Source organism: Kitasatospora sp. NPDC059577 (assembly GCF_042735475.1).
GTDB lineage: Bacteria > Actinomycetota > Actinomycetes > Streptomycetales > Streptomycetaceae > Kitasatospora.
This window is the reverse complement of sequence record NZ_JBHWBZ010000001.1, coordinates 165635-175996: the sequence shown is the minus strand read 5'-3', so window position 1 is coordinate 175996 and position 10362 is coordinate 165635. Positions and strand designations below refer to the sequence as shown.

9 protein-coding genes and 1 pseudogene are annotated in these 10362 nt (G+C 74.1%); 6 read left to right on the top strand and 4 right to left on the bottom strand.

Translation table 11 applies throughout. The features are described 5' to 3' along the window. Positions 1-93 precede the first annotated feature (93 nt). On the bottom strand, positions 94-966 hold the full coding sequence (locus ACFV0O_RS00830) for an aldo/keto reductase family oxidoreductase (protein ID WP_380334405.1): 873 nt from the start codon (positions 964-966) through the stop codon (positions 94-96). A gap of 130 nt (positions 967-1096) precedes the next feature. Here ACFV0O_RS00830 and ACFV0O_RS00825 point away from each other — a divergent pair, with 130 nt between their 5' ends. Together ACFV0O_RS00825 and ACFV0O_RS00820 are read left to right on the top strand one after the other, a co-directional pair. Further along, positions 1097-1540 carry a winged helix-turn-helix transcriptional regulator gene (locus tag ACFV0O_RS00825; RefSeq protein WP_380334402.1) on the top strand — a complete coding sequence of 148 codons (444 nt, stop codon included), beginning with the start codon at positions 1097-1099 and terminating at the stop codon, positions 1538-1540. A gap of 232 nt (positions 1541-1772) precedes the next feature. After that, on the top strand, positions 1773-2348 hold the full coding sequence (locus ACFV0O_RS00820; protein WP_380334399.1) for a GNAT family N-acetyltransferase: 576 nt from the start codon (positions 1773-1775) through the stop codon (positions 2346-2348). Positions 2349-2381: 33 nt separating this feature from the next. Here the strand turns inward: ACFV0O_RS00820 and ACFV0O_RS00815 are convergent, their stop codons facing one another. Then, positions 2382-2933, bottom strand: coding sequence for a DUF6245 family protein (locus ACFV0O_RS00815; RefSeq protein ID WP_380334396.1), 552 nt, complete (start codon positions 2931-2933; stop codon positions 2382-2384). A gap of 340 nt (positions 2934-3273) precedes the next feature. Between ACFV0O_RS00815 and ACFV0O_RS00810 the strand changes: the two genes are divergently transcribed. From ACFV0O_RS00810 to ACFV0O_RS00800, 3 genes are all read left to right on the top strand, one after another. Beyond that, positions 3274-3660, top strand: coding sequence for a hypothetical protein (locus tag ACFV0O_RS00810; protein ID WP_380334393.1), 387 nt, complete (start codon positions 3274-3276; stop codon positions 3658-3660). Between the two features lie 299 nt (positions 3661-3959). After that, positions 3960-4328, top strand: a complete 369-nt coding sequence (locus ACFV0O_RS00805; protein ID WP_380334390.1) for a hypothetical protein — start codon at positions 3960-3962, stop codon at positions 4326-4328. Further along, on the top strand, positions 4325-6592 hold the full coding sequence (locus tag ACFV0O_RS00800) for a hypothetical protein (RefSeq protein ID WP_380334387.1): 2268 nt from the start codon (positions 4325-4327) through the stop codon (positions 6590-6592). Before ACFV0O_RS00805 ends, ACFV0O_RS00800 begins: the two co-directional genes overlap by 4 nt. Positions 6593-6797: 205 nt before the next feature. On the opposite strand, the gene ACFV0O_RS00795 is transcribed toward ACFV0O_RS00800, so the two are convergent. Continuing rightward, the gene (locus tag ACFV0O_RS00795; protein WP_380334383.1) at positions 6798-7100 is read right to left on the bottom strand and encodes a hypothetical protein; all 303 of its coding nucleotides are present in this window, start codon (positions 7098-7100) and stop codon (positions 6798-6800) included. A gap of 118 nt (positions 7101-7218) precedes the next feature. On the opposite strand from ACFV0O_RS00795, the gene ACFV0O_RS00790 reads away from it, so the two are divergent. Then, positions 7219-8355: a serine hydrolase domain-containing protein gene (locus ACFV0O_RS00790; RefSeq protein ID WP_380334380.1), complete on the top strand. Its 1137-nt coding sequence runs from the start codon at positions 7219-7221 to the stop codon at positions 8353-8355. 228 nt (positions 8356-8583) lie between these two features. On the opposite strand, the pseudogene ACFV0O_RS00785 reads toward ACFV0O_RS00790, so the two are convergent. Next, positions 8584-9924, bottom strand: a pseudogene (locus ACFV0O_RS00785) (class II 3-deoxy-7-phosphoheptulonate synthase); the annotation flags it as partial. Positions 9925-10362 lie beyond the last annotated feature (438 nt).

The following is a 10362-nucleotide window of genomic DNA, read 5'->3' as shown; positions in this document are numbered from 1 at the left end:
CTCTAGGTTCAGACACACCCCTCTGTGTGATCGCGCCCAGCGGTGGAACTCTCCGGGGGCGCGACGGCGCTTCGCCGTGGTGACGGAAGGGGGTCAGCGGCCGATCTTGTCCAGTTCGGCGAGATCCTCCTCGGAGAGCGGGAGTCCCGCGCCCGCGACGTTCTCGCGCAGGTGCGCCACCGACGAGGTGCCGGGGATCAACAGGATGTTCGGCGACCGCTGCAGCAGCCAGGCCAGGGCGACGGACATCGGCGTCGCCTCCAGCCCGGAGGCCACGGCTGTGAGCGCCTCGGACTGCAGCGGGCTGAAGCCACCGAGCGGGAAGAAGGGCACGTAGGCGATGCCCTGCTCGGCGAGCTCGTCGACCAGCTCGTCGTCGTGGCGGTGAGCGAGGTTGTACATGTTCTGCACGCACACGATGGACGCGATCGCCTGCGCCTCGGCGACCTGTTCCGCCGTCGCGTTGCTCACGCCGAGGTGCCGGATCAGGCCCTGCTGCTGGAGTTCGGCAAGCACCTCGAACGCCTCCGCGAGCGAACCGGTCACGGGGCCTCGGGCGTCGCCGAGCCGGAGGTTGACCACGTCCAGCGTGTCGAGACCGAGGTTCTCCAGGTTCTCCTGGACGGCGCGGCGCAGCTCTTCGGGTCGCCGGGCCGGAGGCCAGCCCCCCTCCTCGTCCCGGGTCGCGCCGACCTTGGTCACGATGTGCAGCGAGTCGCGGTACGGGTGCAGCGCTTCGCGGATCAACTGGTTGGTGATGTGCGGCCCATAGGCGTCGGCGGTGTCGATGTGGGTGATGCCGAGGTCGATTGCCTCGCGCAGGACCGCGAGTGCGCCGTCGCGGTCGACCGGCGGGCCCATGACCCAGGGGCCGGCGAGCTGCATGGCGCCGTAGCCGAATCGGGTGACGATCAGGTCGCCCAGGGTCCAGGTGCCGCCGGGAAGCGAGGCGGAGGACGTACTCATGCTGTGCCTTTCGCGCTGAGCCGGATAGCGGTGCCCAGTGGCACCTTGCATCACTATTGGTGTGTAGCTTCCTGTCGGGAAGAAGGCACTTCGGAGTGCGTAAGGCACCCGCGGGTGAAGGGAATGGTCCATGGCAACGATGACGGCGGCCCAGCAGAGGGCACAGGCCAAGATGGAGTACGACGCCTTCCTGGCCGCCTGCCCCAGTCGCAAGCTGCTCGACCGGCTCTCCGACAAATGGGTCACGCTGATCCTGGCTGCGCTCGGCAGCGACAGCGCGCATCAGCCAGGCACCGACTGCGCCGGCGAGCCCCGGTCGATGCGCTACTCGGAGCTGCTGCGCCTGCTGGCCGGCGTCAGTCAGAAGATGCTTACCCAGACGCTGCGCTCCCTGGAGCGCGACGGTTTGATCACCCGCACCGTGACGCCGACCGTGCCGGTCACGGTCACCTACGAGCTGACCGACCTCGGCCTGTCACTGCACGAGATGATGCGCGGCCTCAAGACCTGGGCCGAGATGCACATGGACGATGTCCTCGCCAACCGCGAGACCTACGACACCCGCGTCGCCTGAACCACAAGGGCAGGACGTGGCCGGTGGTCCGCTTCAGGCATGGGATCGGATCAGGGTTGCCGGCGGCGGGAACGGTCGCGTGTGCGGGTCGGTCAGCCATGACGGAAGCCCGGGCACAGATCCCCCCGGTGATCACAGAGCGTCGCAACTCCGTGATCACGGAGACCTGTGCCCGCCTCGCTGCCCGGGTACCCCACCCCCACCTGTCCGTGCAGGCTCTAAGCTGCCCGCCATGGGCCTGAACACGAACGAAGCACCCGCGTCCGGAGCCCTCGTCCTCCTCGACGCCGCGGCGGTGGCCGAACTACCCGGGGGCGCCGAGGACTTCGCGGCGGCCGCGCACCGGATCCTGGCCGAACTGGTGGAGGCGGGCGCGGCACTGGGCTGGCTGGAGCCGCCCTCGGCCGACGAGGTCGCCGTGCTGGTCGAGCAGGTCCTGGACCGGGCCCGGTCCGGCGACGGCGCCCTGCGGGCCGCGTACCTGGACGGTCGCCCGGCCGGGTTCGGCTACTGGCTGCGCCACCGACGCCCCACCCACCGCCCCCACGCGGACCTGGAGAAGCTCGCCGTCGCCTCCGCCGCCCAGGGCCACGGCATCGGTCGGGCCCTGAGCACCGCGCTGATCGCGGACGCCAGGGCCGCGGGCATCGAGGTACTCACCCTGGACGCCCGCGGCGACAACGCCGACGCGCTGCACCTGTACTTCTCGCTGGGCTTCACCGAGTACGGGCGGCTGCCGGACTACGTGGCCGTCGGGGAACGCCGCTACGACAAGGTGTTCGCCATGCTGGACCTGCGCCGGGACTGACACCGCTCGGGCCCCGGACGTCTTGCGGCCGGCCTACTTGAACGTTTCCAGCGCGGTGTCGGTGTTGTCGAGGGCGGTGACCAGGAGCTCCCGGCCCGCCTTCAGCATCCCGCCCTGGTTGATGACGGTGACGAAGTCGACGGTCGGGTCCGCCTCTTCGAGTGTGCCGATCACGCCCAGCATGATGTGCAGCGCCTCGGCGGCCTGCGCGGCCGCGTCCACGATGGGCCCGGTGTCCGGATCGTTGGCGAGGAGGAAGAGCGGGATACCCACCCGCCGGACCTGCCAGCCCAAGAAGGATATCTGCCTGGCCGAGTCCTCCCAGGTGCCGGCGCCCCTCAGCTGCTCCAACCATGCGGTGAACAGGTCCTCGCCGTCCTCCTCGACCTCGTCGGCGAGCTTCGCCTGTCCCTGCACCACGCCCAGCAGGGTGTTGAGCAGACGAAGCCGGTAGATGTCGGGGCTGCCGAACTGTGCGGCCCTTTCGGCGTGCTCGGCCGGTGTGTTGTCGCCCTCGTAGACGCCCAACGCGGCCAGAGCCGCGCCGATCTGTTCCACCGTCACTGGGGTCTCATCGCTCGTCATGTCGGCACGCTACCTGGCCCGGGCCGGGCGTGGGGGGCCAATGTGACGACAATCGGCAGCAGTTCTCGATCCCCTGTCGGATCGGCCACTCAGCTGACATTGCGGCGGAGAAAACGACACGGGACCTGAGAACCTGCACGGGCACGACCCGGAGTACTGATTCGGCACTACTCCGCGCGTAATGACCTCGGCGTACCCCGTCCGTCCTCTGCCGTCGCGAGGGTTGTGAAGATCCTTTGCGCGCTGCACAGTCGTTCCCGCACAGCACGCACGGCACGCACGATCGGCACGACTCGTACGACCCGAACTACCCCCGCACACCCCGACGCAGGAGGTTCCGATGAACCGGTCCGTGCCCCAGTCCCCGACCAGGCGCCTGGGCGCCCTCACGGCTCCGCTGCTCGCACTCGCCACCCTCGGGCTCGCCGCCCCCGCCCATGCCGCCACTACCCACGCCGCCACCGCGCCGAGCGTCACCGTGGTCTGCGACTCCGGCAACAGCGTCTGGTCCTGTGACGCCTACGCGGCCGGCGGCAGCGGCACCTACAGCTACTCCTGGACCGCGGTCGGCAACGCGGGCTTCTACTCCGGCCTCACCGCCCCGGGCGCCTACGGGCCGTGCCGGACGAACCTGGCGGCCGCGGTGAAGGTGACCGTGACCGACAACGGCACCGGGGCGAGCGTCTCCCGGCAGGAAGGGTTCTTCTGCTACGCCATCGCGCCGTAGCGGTCCGACGGCCGCGACGCCCCGGGGCGGACGACCCCGGGCGGACGACTCGGGCCGGACGGTGCGGGCCCCGACACCGTCCGCCCCGGGCCCGGCGGAACCGGCTACGTCCGCCCCGGGTACGGCCGACCCAGGTACGTCCGCCCCGGGTACGGCCACCCCGAACGCAACAGGGCCGGCCTGCAGAAAACTGACAAATCTGCAACAACGAAGGCAAGTTGCCCCCGCGGCCGGCGGCTTCCTGCCATCATCCCGCTGAGCCCCGGCGGGTGTCCGGGACGCGAGGTGGCGGAGGTGCGGTGGACGCGCGGATCAGGGTCATCGGCGGCGACGAGGTGCGGGAGACGGCGGAGCTGTGGGACTGGCTGCGGCGCGAGCGGGCGCTCGCGGGGCTGGTCCGGGCCGTCCCGACGCCGCCCGCCGACGGGGAGTTGGGCGGGGTCACCCAGGTCCTGGAGGTCGCGCTCGGCGCCGGCGGTGCGGGCGCGGTGGTGGCCAGGGCGCTGGCGGTCTGGCTGCGGACCCGCCGCTCGGACGTGACGGCCGAGGTGACGACACGGCACCGCAGGGTCAGGGTGACCGCCACCCAGGTCAGGTCGGAGGACGTCGTGCCGCTCCTGGCCGAGGTGTTGGGCGAGGACGACGACGAGACCGGGCCACGGCCGTGAGCGAGCCGCCCGGACCGGGCGGGTTCGACGACTCCCGGGCCGTCCTGATCGGCACCGGCAGCTACGAACACCCGGACCTGCTGCCGCTGCCCGCCGCGCGCAACAGCCTGACCGCGGTGCACCGCATGCTCACCGACCCGCAGCTGTGCGGCTGGCCCGAGGACCGGATCACCGTGGTCCCCGACCCGGCCGACCCGCACCGCCCGGCCGCCACCCCGGCCGCCCTGGTGCCGGACCTGCGGCGGCTCGCCAAGGAGACCCGCGGCGTCCTGGTGCTCTACTACGTCGGCCACGGGCTGGTGCTGCCCCGCGGAGAGCTGTGCCTGGCCCTCGGCCGGACCGATCCGGCGCACGCCGACGTGACCGGGCTGGCATTCGGCATCGTCCGTGAGGCGTTCCTGGAGAGCCCGGCGAGGGCCAAGGCCGTCGTCCTGGACTGCTGTTACGCCGGCCGGGCCATCGAGGCGCTGTCCGGCGACGCCGTCCTCGCCGGTGCCACGGCCATCCGGGGCACCTACGTCCTGACGGCCAGCGACGGCCCCGCCCACGTCGTCCCGCTCGCCGAGCAGGCCGACCGGCCGACCTCCTTCACCGGCACCCTGGTCGACCTGGTCCGCGCCGGTCTGCCGGGCGGACCGAAGTGGCTCACCCTCGAAGCGCTCTACCCGGACCTGTGCGCCGAGTCGAGCCGCCGCGGTCTGCCCGCTCCCAACCAGAAGACCACCGACAGCATGGGCAGGTTCGCCTTCACCCGCAACGCCGCCCACCGGCCGCCGCCACCCCGGGCATCCCCGCTCGCCGAGGCGCTGACCGCCGCCCTCGCGCAGCGCGCGGACGCGGCCGGGGCCGGGGGCGGAGCCGGGGGCCCGGGCGGTGTCACAGCGGAGCGACTCGCCGAGGCCACCGGCCGGTCCACGGACGAGGTCACGTCCTACCTCACCGGCCGGGCGATCCCGCCCCGCGCGTTCCTGGACGCCTTCGCCGCCTTCCTGGCACCCCGCGGCCGGCCCCTCACCCCGTCCGGACTGCGCCGGCTCCACGACCTGCGCACCGCCGAACTGCGCGACAGCCCGAACACCGCCGACCAGGTCGTCCACCTGCGCGAAACCGTCGAGCACCTGCGGCAGGCCGTCGCGGACCTGACCCGGCAACGGGACGAGGAACGCCGCGCCCGCAGCGACGACCGGTCGCGGGCGCGCCGCGAGGCGCAGCGGCTCGCCGCACTGCTCGACGCCGAGGAGGAACGCGGCCGCCGCCTCCGGGAGGAGTCCGAGGCGAAGGGCCGCCGGCTGGACGCCGCCGTGGGGTACACCCGCGCGCTGGAGGAGGAACTCACCGGGGTGCGGGAGCAGGCCGAGACCGTCACCCGCGAACTGCACGTCCTGCGCGGGCAGGTCAGCCGTCTGCTGGACCCGCCCGACGCGCCCGCAGCCGACCCGCCCGCGACCGACGCGCCGGCCCGGGTGCCCGCCACCGTCGCGGCGACCGCGGCCGACACCGCCGACGCGCCGGCCCCCGCGCGGCATCCCGCGGCCGGGACGGACGCCCCGCCCGTCCGGGCCCGGACGGTGTACACCCGGACCCTCCCGGGCCGCCCGCCGGGGCACCGCGCCCCCGGGTGGGCCCGGGGCCTGCTCGTCCTGGTGGGCGTGGCCGCCGTCGCCCTCGGCTTCGCCCGGTACGCCGGCGCGTACACGACGGCCGGCGCCTACCTCACCGCCCCCGTCTGCGGCACCCCGGCCGCCGTCGCCGGCGCGGACTGCCTCCTGCGGACGACCGGGAGGGTGACGGACAAGCAGACCAAGGACGGCACCGGCGCCGAGTACGACCTGACCATGACCCGTGGCGCTCCGGCCCCCACCGACACCTCCGTGGTCGACCGGGGGTTCTACGACGCCGTGGAGATCGGCATGGCGGTGGACCTCAAGGTCTGGCGGGGCCGGGTGATGGAGATCTCCAAGCCGGGGCAGCACTACGTCGTCGAGTACACCCCTTTCCTCACCTGCACCGAGCTCGCCCTCCTCATCGGGCTGGGAACGGCGCTGACGATCGTCGGGGCGGTCGGCCCGAAGCCGGGGGCGCCGGCCTCGGCGGCCCGCTCCGGAGCCCTGATCGCGAGCTTCGCCTGGGTCGTCAGCGGCGAATTCCTCACCGACCTCTGGCCGTTCACCCCGACCCTGGTCGTCTCCGCCGTCGGCTGGGTGCTCCTCACCGCCGTCGGCTCGGCGGCCGCCGCGTCCAGGAAGTACCGGCTGCCCGACTGAACCGATGCGGAGGCGCCGACGGCGAGGCCTCGCGGACGCGTCACGCCCGTGCCGGGGCCGCTCCGGTACGAGCGGCTCGCCCACCCCGCCCGGCACCCGCCGCGGGGCGGAGGTACCGAGGTCGGCCCGCAGGCTCTCGCCCGGCAGCACGAGGCGCGACGTGGTCATCGGGCGGCGTACGGCAGCGGCGGGCGGCCTCGGCCCGTCAGCGGACCTGCTCCAGCGCGGTGTCGAACCTCCGCGCCTTGAGCAGGCGGGCCGGCAGGTGCCGCAGTCGCTGCACACGCCGGTCGTCGTCGGGGACGAGGTCCGACGACCGGGCGACGCTTTCCCGCCGGTCCTTGGCCGCGCGCGAGGTCGGAAGCGCCGAGAGGCCGAAGCGCCGGCTGCGCTCACGCAGCGCGTGCGGCTGGATCCCGGCGAGCGGGCTGCCGGCCGGTACGTCACGCAGGGCGTGTTCGGCGAACACCGTCATCAGCTTGCGGCTGCCGGCCCGCCACGCGCCCACCGGCCCACCGGCTGCGGCTGCGGGGCGGGATCGTTCCGGTGGTCGGCCGAGTTGGAGTCCGTGAGCGGGCCCCGTTCTCCACGGGGTCCGGCAGCGGACGAAGGGGGACGAGGGAGCGATGGGGAGCGGAACGGCGCCGGACAACGCGGCGCAGCGGCGGGTCGAGGAGATCCTGGGCGAGGTCACCGGGTCCGGTGCGGAGCTCGGGGTGCAGGTGGCCGCGTGGCTGGACGGCGAGCTGGTGGTGGACGCCTGGGCGGGCGCGGCCGACGAGGCCGGGGGCCGACCGATGGGGCCGGACACGCTGGTGCCCGCCTGGTCGACGGGGAAGGGGGTGGCGGCGGCCCTGGTGGCGGTGCTGGTGGACCGGGGGGTGCTGGCGTACGGGGAGCCGGTGGCCCGGTACTGGCCGGAGTTCGGCGCGGCCGGCAAGGAGCGGGTCACGCTGGGCCAGGTGCTCTCCCATTCGGCCGGGCTGCCGCAGCTGCCGGCGGACGTGACGCCCGAACGGCTGCTGGACCTTCCGGCGACTGCGGCCTGGCTGGCCGGTCAGGCGCCGCTGTGGGAGCCGGGCAGCGCGGTCGGTTACCACGCCTGGACGTTCGGGGTGCTGGTGGCCGAGATCGTGCGCCGGGCCACCGGCCGGGGCTGTGACGAGTTGCTGCGCGAGGAGCTGGCGGGGCCGCTCGGGATCGCCGACGACCTGTTGTTCCACGCCCCGGAGCGCCTGCAGTCGCGGGTGGCCGTCTGCGACGACGGCGGGTGGGCGGCGCGGCTGGAGGCGATCCCGGCCGGGGCTCCGTTCCTGGTCGCCGCGCCGCGCGCGGTGTTCCCGGTGGCCGGGCTGGCCAACCGTGCCGACTTCCGGCGCACGCCGCTGCCGGCCAACGGTGTGCTGACCGCGCGTGCGCTCTCCCGGCTGTACGCGGCGCTGGCGGGCGGCGGTGAGCCGGCGGGGGTGCGGCTGCTCTCGGCGCCGACCCTGCGGGAGGCGACCACGGGCCGGGTGAGCGGCGTGGACCGGACGCTGGGCATCCCGTGGACGATGGGCTACGGCTTCCTGGTCGGGGACGGCTCCACGCCGGTGCGGCCGGCGGGCGGGTTCGGCCACAGCGGGTCGGGCGGCAGCACGGGATTCGCCGACCCGGCGCACCGGTTCTCCTTCGCGCTCGTCAAGAACCGGATGACCACGGGCGCCCTGGATGCGCGGCTGGCCGGCGAGGTCCGCACCGCGCTGGGTATCGCGGACGGCTGAGCCGCGACGGCCCCGGGGCGGGGGCGGGTCTGCTCCGCTTCCCTCCCGGGGGCCGGCATCCGCGGCGCCGCGCGTACCACCGCGGCGTCGCTCGCCCGGGGTTCACCGGCCGACGAGCCCCGGGTGTGCCGGTGGCCGCGCCTGCGCCGTCGCCCCTGTCTGCTCCTGATCCCGCTCCTGCTCCCACTCCTGGGCCCGCTCCTGTTCCTGCGCCCGTGCCCGGACCTGCAGTTCCGCGACCAGGAACGCCAGGTCGAGGGACTGGCTCCGGTTGAGCCGGGGGTCGCAGGCGGACTCGTAGCGCAGGGCGAGGTCGGCGTCGCTGATGGCGGTGGCGCCGCCGACGCACTCGGTGACGTCGCAGCCGGTCAGCTCGACGTGGAGGCCGCCGGGGTGGGTGCCCAGTGCGCGGTGCACCTCGAAGAAGCCCCTGACCTCGTCCGCGATGTCGTCGAAGGCACGGGTCTTGTAGCCGCTCCCGGAGGAGAAGGTGTTGCCGTGCATCGGGTCGCAGGCCCAGACCACGGGCGCGCCCGAGGCGGTGACCTTCTCCACCAGCGGCGGCAGCAGGTCGCGGACCTTGTCCGCGCCCATCCGGGTGATGAGGGTGAGCCGGCCGGGTTCGTGGTCCGGGTCCAGGCGGTCGACCAGGGCGAGCGCGTCGTCCGGGGTGGCGTCCGGGCCGAGCTTGACCGCGACCGGGTTGCGGATCCGGGCGGCGAACCCGACGTGGGCGCCGTCGGGCCGACGGGTCCGCTCGCCGATCCAGATCATGTGCCCGGAGACGTCGTAGAGGTCGCCGCTGCGCGAGTCGGTCCGGGTCAGCGCGGTCTCGTAGTCCAGCAGCAGGGCCTCGTGGCCGGCGTAGAACTCGGTGGTCCTGAGGGCGGCCGGGTCGGTCCCGCAGGCCCGCATGAAGGTCAGCGCGGAGTCGATCCGGTGGGCGAGTTCCCGGTAGCGCTCGCCGGCCGGGGAGCCCGCCACGAAGTCGCGGTTCCAGGCGTGCACCCGGTGCAGGTCGGCGTAGCCGCCGGTGGTGAACGCGCGGATCAGGTTCAGCGTCGCGGCGGAGGCGTGGTACGTCCGTCTGAGCCGGTCCGGATCGGGGGTGCGGGCGCGGGCGGTGAACTCCGACGCGTTGACGGCGTCGCCGCGGTAGACGGGCAGTTCGACGCCGTCCCGCACCTCGGTGTCGCGGGACCGCGGCTTGGCGTACTGCCCGGCCATCCGGCCGATCTTGACCACCGGAACGGATCCGGCGTAGGTCAGGACGACGGACATCTGCAGCAACGTCTTCAGCTTGTTCTCGATCTGCCCCGCGGAGACGCCGTCGAAGGTCTCGGCGCAGTCGCCGCCCTGGAGCAGGAACGCCTCGCCGCGGGCGACCGCGGCCAGCCGGGCGCGCAGCTGGTCGCACTCGCCGGCGAACACGAGCGGCGGGAAGCCCGCGAGTTCGGCGACGACGTCGTGCAGGGCGGCGCGGTCGGGCCGGTCGGGTTGCTGGGCGGCGGGCAGGTCACGCCAGGAGTGGTGGGTGTTCAGCGTCTTGTCCTTGTCGCTGGGCGGCACGGGGGCGGCACGAGGGGAAGTCGTCCGGGTTCACGGCAAGCAGCAGCCGGGCCGCAGGCCGGTCACGACGTCCCGCCCGTCCGAGGTGACGGTCAGCAGGATCACCGCCCGGCCGGATCCACTCACCCTGCTGGTCCGACCCATCCTGCTGCTCCGGAGGCGTCGCCGTGCGGAGCAGCGCCGCCTGCCGACGCGCGGCCCGGTCGGGTGCGGCCGGCGTCATCGCCCGGTCCTGCCAGGCGGTGACCGGGCGGATGCCGTGCAACGCGTTCGCCGTCCACACCTCCAGGCCGTCCGGGTCCTGCGGCCGGCGCGCTTCGTGGCGCACCTCGGGGGCGCGCCGCCCCGCCGGGGGGCCGCGCAGCGCACCGGGGTTTGGCGCGCGGGGCGGGCGCCCGGGGGGGGGGGGCGTTGTGGCGCGACACCCCCAGAGGCGCC